Genomic DNA, 15,136 nt, shown 5'->3' with positions numbered 1-15,136 from the left:
AATTACAGCTCCCCGTGTGCTTTTTTTACCGTCTCCTCAATAAGGTTCTTCATATCCGGGTCAGATGAAAGTCCGTTTCCGGCTTCCACAACCTCTGCCAGTTTATGAAGTCCTTCCCCTTCATTTATTTCACTCACCTCTGCATTCCTGCTCTCATCCTTACGTATATAAAGCAGGTATTCGATATTTCCTTCAGGACCTCTTACAGGTGAAAAATCCAGATTTAAAACCTTAAAGCCGATGATATCAGCAAAGTCCATGACCTTCCTGATAACCTCTTCGTGAGTCTCCGGCTCTCTTACGACGCCCTTTTTCCCGACTTTTTCTCTTCCTGCTTCAAACTGAGGTTTTATGAGGCATACCATCTCTCCGGTGTCCTTCAAAAGCTTTCTGGCAGGTATGAGAATCTTTGTTAATGAAATGAAAGATACATCTACAGAAGCAAAATCTAAATCATCATCAATATCTTCTCGTGTCAGATATCTGAAATTGGTCTTTTCCATGCAGACCACGCGCTCATCGGATCTTAATTTCCATGCAAGCTGGCCATGTCCCACATCAACAGAATAAACCTTGGAAGCTCCATTTTGAAGCATACAATCGGTAAAACCGCCTGTAGATGCTCCTATATCCATACACACAAAGCCGTCAAGAGTAAGTTCAAAGCTCTTCATGGCCTTTTCAAGTTTTAGTCCGCCTCTGCTGACATAGGGAAGCTGATCTCCCTTTACCTCTAATGATGTGATTTTGGATTCATCAAAAGATGTTCCGGGTTTATCCTCTCTCTGCCCATTCACAAAGACATCCCCGGCCATGATTACTGCTTTAGCCTTTTCCCGTGAAGGTGCCAGTCCTCTTGAAACCAGAATAACGTCCAGTCTTTCCTTAGCCATTTACTATTATTTCCTCGTATCTTCTAATAACCTTTTTTGCTATTGATTCCTCATCAATTCCCAGTGCCTTATATAGCTGTTCACAGGAACCATGGGTTATAAACTCATCCGGAAGTGCAATTGAAAGCTGCTTAATGTCGATTTCTTCACGGCTTATAAATCTTCTCACCTGATCACCAAAGCCGCCTGTCTCCACATTCTCTTCCATGGTTACAATAAGTTTATGCTTTTTAGAGGCTTCTCTTATATAGTCCTCATCTATCGGTTTAACAAATCTGGCATTTGTAAGTGAGCAATTATAGCCCTTTGAGATAAGTATTTCTCTGACTGCCTCAGCTGTCTTGACCATACTACCTACTGCGAGGAGCACTATATCTCTCTCCTTATAAATCGGCTCGGATTTGCCCATCTCTATTGGTTCACGGAATTCGCCAAGTCCGTCATATGCCTTGCCTCTCGGATAACGAATGGCAGTAGGCCCGTCAAACTGTATAGCGAATTTCATCATATCGGAAAGCTCCCATTTATTTTTAGGAGCCATAATATGCATATTGGGCATGCTTGAAAGATAGGACAGATCAAAAATACCCTGATGGGTCTCTCCGTCGCTTCCAACCAGTCCTGCTCTGTCAATTGCAAATGTGACCGGAAGATTCTGAAGGCATACATCTTCCAATATCTGATCATAAGCTCTTTGCAAAAATGAGCTGTACACCGCAAATACAGGATGAAACCCGCCAACAGCCAGTCCTGCCGCGAAGGTTACTGCGTGTTCTTCTGCAATTCCCGCATCAAAAAATCTGTCACGGTACATATTCCTGAATCTTTTAAGTCCGGTTCCGTCTGCCATGGCTGCCGTTATGGCAACTACCTTTGGCTCGCGCTCGCCTATCTTGCACATAACCGTGCTGAAAATATCCTGATAATTAGCCACAGTTCTGGGATTTCTCGGAATTCCGTTCTCTATAATAAACGGTTCCGTTCCGTGGAATCTCGCAGGATGCCTTTCTGCAGGTTCATAACCTTTACCCTTTTTGGTAACGATATGTATCATAACCGCTTTACGAACCTTTTTTGCTTCCCTTATTGCGGCTCTTAATGCCGGGATATTATGCCCATCTATAGGACCAAGATATGTAATTCCCAGATTCTCAAATACCATACCTGGCACAAATAGCTGCTTAAAGCTGTTTTTAGCCCTTCTGATGCCTTTAACCATCTTAGGGCTGGAATTCTTCAATGAATTATAAATATCGTCCCTAAGGTTCAAATATCCTTCATTTGTTCTGACAACGTTAAGATATTTTGCCATACCTCCAACATTCTCGGAAATAGACATCTCATTGTCATTAAGAACCATGATGAAATTGGTGTCGAGCTTTGCTGCATTATTAAGTGCTTCATAAGCAAGTCCGCCGGTCAGTGAGCCGTCACCAATAACAGAGACAACGGTGTAGTTCTCATCTGAGAGCTGCCTTGCTCTTACCATACCGAGTCCCGCTGAGAGACTGGTAGAGCTGTGTCCTGTATCGAAGCAGTCACAGTCGGACTCTGTTCTTTTAGGAAAACCGCTCATGCCGCCGAATTTTCTTAAATTATCAAAGCCATCCTTCCTTCCGGTCAGAAGCTTATGTGTATAGGATTGATGTCCAACATCCCATATGATCTTGTCCTTAGGAAGATCAAGTTCAAGATGAAGCGCCATAGTCAGCTCCACCACTCCAAGATTAGAAGCAAGGTGTCCTCCTGTAACACTTATCTTTTCAATTAAGAATTCTCTTATTTCCTGTGCAAGTTGATTATATTTTCCTGCCGGAATCTTCTTTATATCATTTGGTTTATTGATACCATCAATTAACATGTCGGCCCTCATCTTTTGGCATAGCCAAAATGAATTATCTTCTTCAAAAATATTACTTATTCCTTGAAATCATCCATTTCACAAGAGGAATAAGGAAGTCCTGCGCTCCATCAAATTCTGCAAGAATGCTTATTGCTTCATTTGAAAGCTTTTGAACTTCATTCTTGGAATCCTCTATTCCATGAAGTGTAACATAGGTAGTCTTCTCATTCTTCTCATCAGAACCAATAGGCTTTCCAAGCTGTGCCTCATCTCCTATGACATCAAGCACATCATCCTGAATCTGGAACGCCACGCCTATTTTTCTTGCAGCCTGTTCAATATTCTGAATATCTGCACTGTCAGCTCCGGCGAGAAGAGCCCCTATCATCATACTGCTCTCCAGCATTGCAGCTGTCTTATTCTCATGTATAAAAATCAGCTCATCTTCAGTTGAAGACTGTTTTCCTTCAGCCTCAATATCAGCGCACTGTCCACCTACCATTCCGTATATTCCTGCCTTTTCGGCAAGAATCTTCAGTGCCATGGCTTTTCTGTCTTTTATGACACCATCAAATTCAGTAAGGCTTTCTTTTGATAAAAATGATCTGATGGCAGTCTCAAATGCATAGTTCAACAGTCCGTCACCAGCCAATGTGGCCATTCCCGGACCATATACCACGTGGGTTGTTTTTCTGCCTCTTCTGTATTCGTCATTGTCCATCGCCGGAAGATCGTCATGAACCAGAGAATAAGTATGAATCATTTCAATCGCTGCCATGAACGGCTTGACCGTATCCTCAGATGTTCCTCCAAAAATCCTGAACATTTCCATCATGAGAACGGGTCTTATTCTCTTACCACCAGCCATTACGCTGTAATTCATGGCCTCGATTACCTTTTTTTGATAGCCTTCCACGGCAGGAAGAAAGCTTTTTATAATCTCCTCTGCCTCTTGTGCCTTTTTATCAAGTAAATTATCAAAATCCGACATCAATCAAAATCCTCCGTCTGACCATCTGCCATGACCTTCTGAACCTTTTTCTCAACCTTATCAATTGAATCATTGCAGTATTTCAAAAGATCCATACCTTCCTTAAAAAGCTTAAATGATTCTTCAAGAGATACATCGTTTTTTTCAAGCTCTTTTATCGTAGCATCAATCTTGTCAAAAGCTTCCTCGACTGATAATTCATTTTTATTTTCTTCAGCATCTATATTTTCAGTTTTCTTAGCCATAGGTTGTTTCCTTCGCACTGATAACTTCAGTCTTTATAGTTCCGTCTATTACATTTATCAAAAGCTCATCCCCAGCCTTAACTCCCTCAATCGATCTGATGTTTTTACCTTCACTATCAGATACATATGAAAAGCCTGACTGAAGCTTATCCAGGGGACTGAGCGCTTTAAGCCTCTCCACATTCACTGCAAGAAGATGTTTTTTATCACGTATCATATCTGTGATGATCCTCGATAATTTTTCCTCCATCTGAGCAGCACGCATCCTCTGATCTCGGATTCTGGCTTCCGGAGATAAATGCTCCAAAAATCTCTTGTCATTTTCAGCTCTGTCACGCAGTCTGCCAATTCTGTCATTCATGCGTCTAAACAGTATATCCCTGTATGCCTCAATATCGTGAGATAGCAGCTCATATTCGTAAACTGCCAGCTCAGCCGCAGCTGATGGCGTCGGGGCTCTGAGGTCAGAAACAAAGTCAGCAATTGTCCAGTCAGTCTCATGACCTACTGCAGAGATAATAGGTATAGGACAGTTAAATATAGCCTCTGCCACCATCTCTTCATTAAAAGCCCATAAATCCTCGATGGAACCTCCGCCTCGCCCCACTATGATGACGTCAACTCCCATTTCGGTAAGGGTTTCTATACCCTTTACAATGCTCTCCTTAGCCTGATCCCCCTGCACAATTGCAGGATAGAGATAAATCTGTACATAGGGATTTCTTCTTCGCGATATGTTTATAATATCCCTTACGGCAGCACCTGTAGGAGCTGTGACAACTCCAAGAGTCTTTATATATTTTGGTATTGGCTGCTTATACTCAGGGGCAAACATTCCCCTTTCAGCCAGTTCTTTTTTTAATGTTGCAAAACGCTCAAATAAAGCACCCTCTCCATCTAACTCAATTTTCTTAGCATAGAGCTGGTACTTGCCGTCGCGTTCATAAACATCTATCGTTCCCGTGACATTTACCTGCTGCCCCTCTTTCATCTGGAACTTAAGTCCATCGGGTCTGCTGCCTCTAAACATCACACATGAAATCGCTCCGGACGCATCCTTAAGCGTAAAGTAGATGTGACCGGAGGAATGATATTTGCAGTTACTTATCTCTCCCTTAACAGTGAGTGAAGAAAGAAGAAAGTCCTGCCTGAACATATTTTTAATGTAATTATTTATCTGTTCAACTGTATATACATTACGCAAACTTAGCCAGTACTCCATTCACAAAGGAAGAAGCGCCATCCTGACCAAACTTCTTAGACAGCTCAACCGCCTCATTTATTGCAACTCCGGTAGGAATTGACTCGTCAAATTTAATCTCGTATACGGCAAGCCTTAAAATAGCAAGTTCAACTTTACCGATTCTGCCGGTATCCCAGCCGGTAGTTACTTCATTTAACTGTTTATCAATCTCAGGAAGCTTCGCAGCAATGCTCTCATAGCGCTCTTTTACAAAAGTGACATCGGCATCGCTCATCTCTTTATCATTTGTCTCTATGAACAGATCCTCCTGCTCCCTCATCTCCTCAGGTGTGTTGAACTCAACACGGAAAAGTAACTGGAAAACCTGTTCTCTTAATTCTGATCTTTTCATAATTCCTCTACAATCCTCTTATTCCGGCATAGTAATTCCGGCTATGCGGACATTAACATCAGTTACCTCAAGTCCTGTCATACTCTCTATAGAGCTCTTAACTTTATCCTGGACTTTCTTACTTGTAGCAGGGATATTGTAGCTATAATCCATGAGTATGGACAAGTCTACACGAACTTTGCCATTATTTAAAAAGATCTTAGAGCTCTTCTGAAGGTTCATTGGTCCTACCTTCTCGATAGTCTCACTTGTATAATTACCGGCCATTGCACTAACGCCATCGATCTCAAGGGCTGCAAGTGCAGCTATCTTAGCAACTACATCGTCTGCAATCTTAACAGATCCAATACCCTTTGCTTTTATAAGTGTATTATTCTGTACTTCCTTTTCCATAGCAATCACATTCCTTTCATACTGAAATCCTTATAATTATACAAGATAGAAAAGCGGAGGGCAACTTTTTATGTCTGCCCTCCGTTGGTATGCATAGCAGGTTAAGCAGCTACTGTAATCCACAAAAATAATTGAAGCTTACTATAAAACAAATTTCGGTAGCCTGTCTTCTAAAATCTGACTATTGCAGCATCAGTCCTTTTTTCTGCTGTTATCTTCTATGTACTTATCAAGCTTATCGAGTTGTCTTGCAGCAAATGACCTTCCTCCGATACCAAAGGATACCGCAAATGCAATTGCAAGTGCTGCCACAAGAATTATAAATGCTGAGTTCACAATAATTGTAGCTATTCCCAGCTGATTGAGAACCATGAATATTCCAATAACAAAAATCACTGCTTTTGAAAGAATCGCATATCCGTCCATGCCGTTTTTCTTCAAAGCTTTTTCTGCAAGAATAGCTGCAAAATATGCAAGCGTCAGAATAATTATGGCTGCAAGTGCTTTAGGCATGTATCCTATCACAGCTGATCCAATGTTTGTGAGAAGATTAAGTTCAACAACTGAGAAGCCCTGAACTATAAATATGATATTTATAACTACCTGCACGACATTTCCGGTAACTTTTGAAAGAACAAATTTCTCAGTCTTTCCATCTGTTACATCTGTAAGCTTTTTATCAACACCTGTTGAAGCCAAAAGCTGTGTCACTATCTGACCGGCAAATCTTCCAATGAGATAACCCACAAAAACAACCAGACATGCAACTATTATTCTAGGAATATAGTTAATTACAATTGTAAGCATATTTACAGCAGGTTCTGTTATGGCTTCAATCTTAAGGGCATTGAGAGCCACGATGAATACAGGAATCATTATCAGGACATATACGATGTAGGCAAGTGTATAGGAGAGTCTTGCGTTGTCTCTGACCTCAATGCCTGCCTTGGCCTGAAGCTCATCGACTTTAAGTCTTGCAAATACAGGTTCTGAAAGTGTCCGAACTGCGCTTGCTATGAGATTGCCGACAAAAATCACGATAACTGCTGCTAATACATTCGGAACATAGCCCCAAATTGTATTAAGCAGTCCCATTATCGGAGAAGAAATACTGTCTATTCCGAGAGTTCCAAAGATTGACGGAATAAAAAGCATAAAGACGATGACATATACAAGCTTGCTTATGTAGGTTATTGTCACTCCGGGTCTTGGTCCGTCAGCCCTTGAAACAATAAATCCAAGCTTTGTATGTGTCATCAGCTTGATAATAAGTGACTTTGCAATTGATGCCACGATATACGCGATGAGAAGGATAAAAAGCGCAACTATTACCTTTCCCAATCCCCCAAATATACCGGTCATGAAGTTAGTAAAATTCAACATACCATTACCTCCTTATAATTTAGAAACTAAAAATATTTTATCATTGGTAATGATATGTTTCAACGTAATATCGTTTGTTTGAATACTTGTAATTCCTCAATATAGCCAAATTACAAGTATGTATTGCTTTTCAAAGCGTGAATAAGAAACTGTAGTATTTGTGCCTTCCATCAGACTGAATACTTTTTTACCATCAAAAAGGACATCATTAAACTCATCATAAATAGCCTTGGTACTACACTTTATAGTTACATTATTGCTTCCGTCCGCATATCTTTTTCTGAACAGAGCTGCAAGGGCATCCATATCACACTCAGTAAAGTACTCCCCTTCCCTGACATAGTAGTTATTTTTCATTGATGTACATTCAGGCACAGGAAGTGTCTCTGCAATTACATGTGTCTTTTCAATATCCTGAGTGGTGCAGCACAGATAAGTATAATTGATAAACGGAAGTTTCTGACTATCACCTTCAGCAGCTTCGCTCATCTGGTATGAAGAATCACCCCAGGTAGTATCTACATAAGTGTACTCACCATCAACTCTTACAAGGTTCCAGGTGTGTCCAACACCATTTACTTTACCTGTAACAACAGTAGCAGGAATCCCAAGTTTATTTAGAAGATACTGCGTAGCCTCAGCATATCCCTGACATACCGATCTGCCATAGATAAATACAGAACAAATATTCTGATTATCCGGAGCATCTGCGTCATATTCTGTATTGGTGATAAGGTAGTCATACACATATTTTACCTTGGCAAAAGTATCAGCATCTCTGGGTATCCCTGAAAGGCATTCATCAACATAAGCATCTATCTTTGCCTGACGCTCTGCAATTTCATCAGCATCATATAAATATTTTCCGGAAAAAGAGATTCTTTTAAGAACTCCGCCAATGGTGTAGCGGGTATAGGTATATCCGTCAATATAAAACAATTCCGGGTGATCTGCCTGAACAAACTGGCACACCACATCCAGTACATCCTCATCAAGAGTAGACACCACTACATCAGATGCCTTATGTCTGATTATCTGCAAAAGCTCAACATATACGGTCTTCCCTTCGTCCGTAAGATGTTCGAAAGCGTAATTCCCTGCCTGGCTTTTCTTAAGGTCTTCAATATCTACAACCGAGAGTCCAAGAGATGCTCTCTGCGCTTCCTGGTAGGTATCGCTAAAGTACTGCCTGCCCTCCTGTTCTTCCGTCTCTTCAGTTTCTTCTACAGTCCTTCTTCTGCCGGCTCTGCCTGTCTCTTTTTCAATCTTTGATATAAGATCATCAATTGCCTTATTAACCTTAACCGGATCAAAGGTGGATGATGAGCCTGATGCATCCTGCTCATTTATATCAGAGTCATCCCTGCTTCCAGCCTCTTTATTTCTGATGTCACTACTACCAGTTTCTGTATTTTCGGTATCACTACTGTCCGTCGCTTTTCTTCCGGAATTATTTCTTTCTGTAGTGCCTTTTTCCCTTCCATTGTTTTTTTCTTGAGTATCTTTTGCGGCTGCTGTGTTTTTATCAGTAGTATCTTTTTTATCTGCACTATTTTTATCTGCACCAAAAGTCAGACTATCTATGCCATCAGCATCTGCCCCGTCATCATCATAGTCTGCGCTATCTCGGCTACCGATACTTGATTCTGCCGTATCATGATCAGCGTTATTTTCATTTTTTACATCGATGCCATCTGCTTCATCACTTCCGGAAAGGTTACTTTCATCCTCACTTTCAGAAAGGTTGCTGCCATTCTCACTTTCAGAATCTGAAATCCCTTTAATTCTGGCATCTGTCTCTTTTACAGTATCTGAGAATCCTTCAAAATCGAAGCCTTCCCCCAAAGCACTGTCTTCGCCTGATGCATCTTCTTCTGTCAGTTCTGTTTTCTGAAAACTGTTTTCCTGTAAATAACTGCTTATGGAATCAGTAACTTTCTGGCAGCCTGTCATCAGTGTCCCGATGCATAAAAATGCAAAAAAGACAGATGCTTTCCCTATTAAGTTTTCAAAACATCCGCCTTTTTTCATACTCTAAATTCTACTCTCTAGTTTTTCTTAAATTCACTAAGTGACAGTCCCTTGTTTCTGTCCAGAACCATCTGAGGACTCCATTCATTGATGAAGATAAGAAGCGGTCTTCCGTTCATATCCTTTATCTTCTTCATGTCTGAAGTTCCTACAAGTGAATTCATGTCTACATCATCATTGTCTACCCAACGTATATACTCATATGGTAACATATCCAGAATGATTTCGACATTATATTCATTCTCAAGTCTGAATTTTAAAACGTCAAACTGGAGGACACCGACAACTCCTACGATGATTTCCTCCATTCCCATATTAAATTCCTGGAAAATCTGTATCGCACCTTCCTGTGCAATCTGTTCAATACCTTTGACAAACTGCTTACGCTTCATGGTGTCAACCTGGCGAACCCTTGCAAAATGCTCAGGCGCAAAGGTAGGTATTCCTTCGTACTTAACTGTATCCTTAGGCATGCATACAGTATCACCGATTGAGAAGATACCGGGATCAAACACACCCATTATATCACCTGCGTAAGCTTCGCTTAATATCTTACGTTCATCAGCCATAAGCTGCTGAGGCTGTGAAAGTCTGAAAACTTTTCCGGACTGAACGTGCTTAACTTCCTTATCAGCGTCATATCTTCCTGAACAGATTCTCATGAAGGCAACTCTGTCTCTGTGTGCCTTATTCATATTAGCCTGAATCTTAAAGACAAATGCTGTAAATTCGTGGTCCTTGGGATCAATTACAGTACCTTCTGCATCTGTTCTTCCGCTCGGAGGAGTAGCCATCTGAAGGAAGTTATGAAGGAACAATTCAACACCAAAGTTCTGAAGAGCTGATCCGAAGAATACTGGAGTAAGCTTACCTGCCCTTACTTCATCAAGATTAAACTCTGCACCGGCTCCATCCATAAGCTCAATTTCGCCCTCAAGATTCTCAAGAGCTTCCTCGCCTATTGTGCTTACAAGTTGATCTCTGTCATCCATGGGAATGATAGTCTCAGTACCTTCCTTAGTTCCCTTCATTGTATCCTGGAAAGTAACTACATGCTTCTCTCTTCTGTCATAGATTCCCTTAAAGTTTTTACCGGAACCAATAGGAAGATTCATAGGGCATGTGGCAATTCCGAGATGGTCCTCGATATCGTCAAGAAGCTCATAGGTATCCATTGCATCTCTGTCGAGCTTATTAATGAAAGTAAAAATCGGAATATGTCTCATGGTGCAGACCTTGAAAAGCTTCTTTGTCTGCGGCTCAACACCCTTACTTGCGTCTATTACCATGACTGCTGAATCTGCCGCCATAAGTGTTCTATAGGTATCCTCTGAGAAATCCTGGTGTCCGGGAGTGTCAAGAATATTAATGCAGCAGTCTTCAAAGTTGAACTGAAGAACAGAAGATGTGACTGAAATACCACGCTGTTTCTCAATTTCCATCCAGTCAGAAACCGCATGTCTGGCTGTCGCCTTACCCTTGACTGAACCTGCAAGATTTATTGCTCCACCATAGAGAAGGAATTTCTCTGTAAGTGTGGTCTTACCTGCATCAGGGTGTGATATAATCGCAAAAGTTCGTCTCTTATTAATCTCTTCTGTAGTATGGTTGTTACTCATTTTTGACCTTTCTAAATATATGAAAACCTTTTGTATATTACCGGTTTAAAATTGTGCTCTGCAAAAACGCACTCTTCCTATTTTATGAAAGAGTGCGTTCAAAGTCAATAAAATGTAGAATTTTATCTTAATGAAGCATTGATGTTCCTTCGAATTCAGGCTTGATACCAAAATAATCAAGTACTGTTGCACCGATATCAGCAAATGTACTTCTTGTACCATGATTCTTAGGAGTTACATTTTTACCATACATAATAAAAGGAATGTACTCTCTTGTATGGTCTGTGGTCTTCTGATATGCAGGATCACATCCGTGATCTGCAGTCATCATGATAATATCATCATCATGGAGCTTTGCCACCATCTCAGGAAGCTTGCTGTCAAAATAATTAAGAGCCTTTGCATAGCCATCGATGTCTCTTCTGTGGCCATAGAGCATATCAAAATCAACAAGATTTACAAAGCAGAGTCCATCGAAATCTCTGTCCATATAAGCCAGCGTCTTTTCGATTCCATCAGCATTGCTCTCTGAGAATACAAATTCTGTAAGACCTTTGCCTTCAAATATATCACGTATCTTACCAACTCCAAGAACATCCTTGCCTGCTGCCTTAAGCTGATCAAGCATTGTAGTCTTGGGCGGTTCAAGTGAATAGTCATGTCTGTGGGGTGTTCTTGTATAATTACCACTTGTTCCGACAAACGGTCTTGCAATTACACGGCCAACTCCTAGATCTCCGGTGAGCATCTCTCTTGCTATATGGCAATACTCATAAAGGGTCTCAAGAGGTACTACTTCCTCATGAGCAGCAATCTGGAATACACTGTCTGCTGATGTGTAGACAATAAGATCACCTGTTTTAACATGCTCATCACCATAATCATTTATGACCTGTGTTCCTGAGTAAGGCTTGTTGCAGATCACGCCTCTTCCAACGCGCTTACTGAATTCATCAAGAAATTCCTGGGGAAATCCATCCGGAAATTTCGGCATAGGCTTAGGTGATATCACACCTGCAATCTCCCAGTGTCCTGTAGTTGTATCCTTATCCTTACTTGCCTCCTGGCATCTTGCATAAGCAGCTGTAGGATTCTCTACTGCAGGTCTGCAATCAACACCATCTATATTGAAAAGTCCCATTGCTCCCATATTAGGCATATCAAAATACTTACTTGTAGCACATGATCTTATGGTATTTACATCAAAATCACCATATTCAGCTGCGTCAGGCTCTTCACCTACGCCAAAGCTGTCCAGAACAATAAGAAATATTCTTCCCATATTAGCCTCCTTTTAGTCAGATATTATAGAAAAACAAGGGATACGAGAAGCCTCGTATCCCCCTTATTTTATCATTTTAAAGACCATATTACCATTTCAGGTAATCTGTCGCTGTTCACTTATCGCCGTGCTCACAGTATTATTTCTGAGCTACGTCCTTCATTGAGAATGAGATACGTCCCATGCGATCCTTGCCAAGACAAACAACCTTAACTTCATCACCAAGAGTAAGAACATCCTCAACATGATCGATACGCTCATTAGCAATCTTAGAAATGTGAACCATTCCCTCTTTTCCGGGAGCAAATTCTACAAAAGCACCGAATTCCTTGATGCTTACAACAGTTCCTGTGAAGATCTGGCCCTTCTCAAAATCTGTTGTGATGATGTTGATCATATCGATAGCTTTCTGCATCTTCTCAAGGTCTTCACCGCAGATGCTTACTTTACCATCATCTGTGATATCGATCTTAACACCTGTACGGTCGATGATCTCGTTGATAGTCTTACCTCTCTGACCAACTACATCACCAATCTTATCAGGATCGATTTCGATAGAAATGATCTTGGGAGCATACTTGCTAACTTCCTTACGAGGCTCAGCGATAGCTTTGCTCATGCACTCATCCATAATGAAGAGACGAGCAGCACGGCACTGAGAAATTGCCTGCTCTACGATGGGCTTTGTAAGACCATGAATCTTAATATCCATCTGGATTGCTGTGATACCTTCCTTAGTACCTGTTACCTTGAAGTCCATGTCTCCGAAGAAATCCTCAAGACCCTGGATATCTGTAAGTACTACGAAATCATCATCTGTATCGCCTGTTACAAGGCCGCAGCTGATACCTGCAACCATCTTTTTAATCGGAACACCTGCTGCCATAAGTGACATACATGAAGCGCAGGTAGAAGCCATTGATGTTGAACCGTTACTCTCAAATGTCTCGGATACGCAACGAATTGCATAAGGGAATTCCTCCTCTGAAGGAAGAACAGGCATAAGAGCTCTCTCAGCAAGAGCACCGTGACCGATTTCACGACGTCCGGGTCCTCTTGAAACCTTTGTCTCACCTACAGAATATGCAGGGAAGTTGTACTGATGAATGTATCTCTTACCTGTAACATAAGGATCAAGACCTTCAACCTTCTGCATCTCTGAAAGAGGAGCAAGTGTGGTTACATCACAAATCTGTGTCTGTCCACGAGTGAACATAGCACTTCCGTGAACACGAGGAATGAGATCAATCTCTGCTGAAAGAGGACGGATTTCGTCAATTGCTCTTCCATCAGGACGCTTATGATCCTTAAGGATCATCTTACGTACTGTCTTCTTCTCATACTGATAAATAGCTTCGCCAAGAATTGCAAGCCACTCTTCGTTGTCTGCAAATTTCTCTGTCAGACGCTCTGTGATCTCTGCAATGTTAGCTTCTCTCTTCTGCTTCTCATCTGTAAATACAGCATTTTCCATCTCTTCCTGAGGAACAACTTCCTTAATAGCATCAAAGAGTTCCTGAGGAACAGCACAGCTGTCATATGAGTGCTTCGGCTTACCAACCTCAGCAACAATCCCCTTAATAAACTCAATCAGTTTCAGGTTAACATCATGAGCAAGATAGATAGCTTCCTTCATCTTCTCTTCAGGAATCTCATTACATCCGGCCTCGATCATGATAACCTTCTGTCCAACTGAAGCAACAGTAAGACGCATATCGCCCTTATCCCACTGCTCCTGTGAAGGGTTAACAACAAACTCGCCATCAATCATTCCAATCTGAGTCATGGCACAGGGACCATCAAAAGGTATATCAGAAATTGATACTGAAACAGATGCGCCAATCATAGCAAGAAGCTCAGGGCGGCACTGAGTATCTACAGACATTACCATGGTCTCGATTGTTACGTCATTACGGTAATCCTTAGGAAAAAGAGGACGCATAGGTCTGTCAATAACACGGCTTGTGAGAATTGCATTCTCAGAAGGCTTACCTTCACGCTTATTAAATCCTCCTGGGAATTTACCAATAGAATAGAATTTCTCACTATACTCTACGCTTAACGGAAAGAAATCTATTCCATCCCTTGGCTTGTCAGAAGCTGTTGCTGTACAGAGAACAGTAGTATCTCCATACTTCATAAATGCACAGCCGTTAGCCTGTTTTCCTACCTTGCCAACCTCAACCGTAAGTGTACGTCCGGCAAGTTCTGTTGAAAATGTTTTCATATTCGTCTCCTTCTCGCGCCATCCTCGGGCGCATTCTTTATATCCATGATAGAACAAAGAATCATTCTATGATTCCTTGCGCACCGGTACATGATGCCATGAATAATTCCAGGGCACACCGGTGCATCCATTACAGAACAGATTTATTTCACAGAAAAAATTTTCCTATGAAATAAAAACAAGGCGGAATAAGCCGACTATTTCTAATCGGCATCCCCGCCCTATTCTCCCATCGGAAATTACTTTCTGAGTCCAAGATCAGCGATAAGCTTACGATACTTCTCAAGGTCCTTCTTCTTGAGGTATGAAAGAAGAGCACGTCTTCTACCTACCATCTTAAGAAGTCCTCTTCTTGAGTGGTGATCCTTCGGATGTGTGTTGAGATGCTCGTTGAGCTCCTTGATACGAGTAGTAAGGATAGCTACCTGAACCTCCGGTGAACCTGTGTCGCCAGCTTTTCTAGCGTACTGATTGATGACTTCTGTTTTCTTTTCCTTTGTAATCATGTTTCATTCTCCTTTATTTCAATGTGCCGTATACCAGGAAGCGGCTGGAGTACCATCATCCGAGTATCGGTAATAACTATGTGTGCTTCTCACATGAGAAGCCTATTGATTTTAACATAGACTGCAGA

At 41.4% G+C, this 15,136-nt stretch carries 13 protein-coding genes; all 13 read right to left on the bottom strand.

Going from position 1 to position 15,136, the window contains the following annotated elements; translation table 11 throughout:
• Positions 1–2 precede the first annotated feature (2 nt).
• The 13 genes from T501_RS05240 to rpsO all read right to left on the bottom strand — a co-directional run bounded on the left by T501_RS05240 (position 3) and on the right by rpsO (position 15,008).
• Complete coding sequence (locus T501_RS05240; RefSeq protein ID WP_044913712.1) at positions 3–893, bottom strand: TlyA family RNA methyltransferase; 891 nt, start codon at positions 891–893, stop codon at positions 3–5.
• Positions 886–2,754 (bottom strand): 1-deoxy-D-xylulose-5-phosphate synthase, encoded by a 1,869-nt coding sequence (gene dxs, locus T501_RS05235; protein WP_044913711.1) that lies wholly within the window; start codon positions 2,752–2,754, stop codon positions 886–888. The genes T501_RS05240 and dxs overlap by 8 nt, the downstream gene beginning before the upstream one ends.
• Before the next feature lie 52 nt (positions 2,755–2,806).
• Entirely contained in the window at positions 2,807–3,727 is a 921-nt protein-coding gene (locus T501_RS05230) for a polyprenyl synthetase family protein (protein WP_044913709.1), read from the bottom strand.
• The gene (xseB, locus tag T501_RS05225; RefSeq protein WP_026510811.1) at positions 3,727–3,972 is read right to left on the bottom strand and encodes an exodeoxyribonuclease VII small subunit; all 246 of its coding nucleotides are present in this window, start codon (positions 3,970–3,972) and stop codon (positions 3,727–3,729) included. The genes T501_RS05230 and xseB overlap by 1 nt, the downstream gene beginning before the upstream one ends.
• Positions 3,965–5,176 (bottom strand): exodeoxyribonuclease VII large subunit, encoded by a 1,212-nt coding sequence (gene xseA, locus T501_RS05220; protein ID WP_242845483.1) that lies wholly within the window; start codon positions 5,174–5,176, stop codon positions 3,965–3,967. The genes xseB and xseA overlap by 8 nt, the downstream gene beginning before the upstream one ends.
• Positions 5,169–5,567 (bottom strand): transcription antitermination factor NusB, encoded by a 399-nt coding sequence (gene nusB / locus T501_RS05215; RefSeq protein ID WP_044913706.1) that lies wholly within the window; start codon positions 5,565–5,567, stop codon positions 5,169–5,171. Before nusB ends, xseA begins: the two co-directional genes overlap by 8 nt.
• An 18-nt stretch (positions 5,568–5,585) precedes the next feature.
• Positions 5,586–5,960 carry an Asp23/Gls24 family envelope stress response protein gene (locus T501_RS05210; RefSeq protein WP_026510808.1) on the bottom strand — a complete coding sequence of 125 codons (375 nt, stop codon included), beginning with the start codon at positions 5,958–5,960 and terminating at the stop codon, positions 5,586–5,588.
• Positions 5,961–6,152: 192 nt separating this feature from the next.
• On the bottom strand, positions 6,153–7,343 hold the full coding sequence (locus tag T501_RS05205) for a mechanosensitive ion channel (protein WP_026510807.1): 1,191 nt from the start codon (positions 7,341–7,343) through the stop codon (positions 6,153–6,155).
• Positions 7,344–7,439: 96 nt separating this feature from the next.
• The gene (locus T501_RS20025; RefSeq protein ID WP_050008150.1) at positions 7,440–9,374 is read right to left on the bottom strand and encodes a transglutaminase domain-containing protein; all 1,935 of its coding nucleotides are present in this window, start codon (positions 9,372–9,374) and stop codon (positions 7,440–7,442) included.
• A gap of 17 nt (positions 9,375–9,391) precedes the next feature.
• Positions 9,392–10,993: a peptide chain release factor 3 gene (locus tag T501_RS05195; protein ID WP_044913704.1), complete on the bottom strand. Its 1,602-nt coding sequence runs from the start codon at positions 10,991–10,993 to the stop codon at positions 9,392–9,394.
• A gap of 127 nt (positions 10,994–11,120) precedes the next feature.
• The gene (locus T501_RS05190) at positions 11,121–12,275 is read right to left on the bottom strand and encodes a phosphopentomutase (RefSeq protein WP_044913703.1); all 1,155 of its coding nucleotides are present in this window, start codon (positions 12,273–12,275) and stop codon (positions 11,121–11,123) included.
• A 139-nt stretch (positions 12,276–12,414) separates the two neighbouring features.
• Entirely contained in the window at positions 12,415–14,502 is a 2,088-nt protein-coding gene (locus tag T501_RS05185) for a polyribonucleotide nucleotidyltransferase (protein WP_026510804.1), read from the bottom strand.
• A gap of 239 nt (positions 14,503–14,741) precedes the next feature.
• Positions 14,742–15,008 carry a 30S ribosomal protein S15 gene (rpsO, locus tag T501_RS05180; protein WP_026510803.1) on the bottom strand — a complete coding sequence of 89 codons (267 nt, stop codon included), beginning with the start codon at positions 15,006–15,008 and terminating at the stop codon, positions 14,742–14,744.
• Between the last annotated feature and the right edge of the window lie 128 nt (positions 15,009–15,136).

Source organism: Butyrivibrio sp. WCE2006, from assembly GCF_000701985.1.
Taxonomy (GTDB): Bacteria; Bacillota; Clostridia; order Lachnospirales; family Lachnospiraceae; genus Butyrivibrio.
Note: the sequence above shows the minus strand (reverse complement) of the source record. Positions and strands in the feature narration are given on the sequence as shown.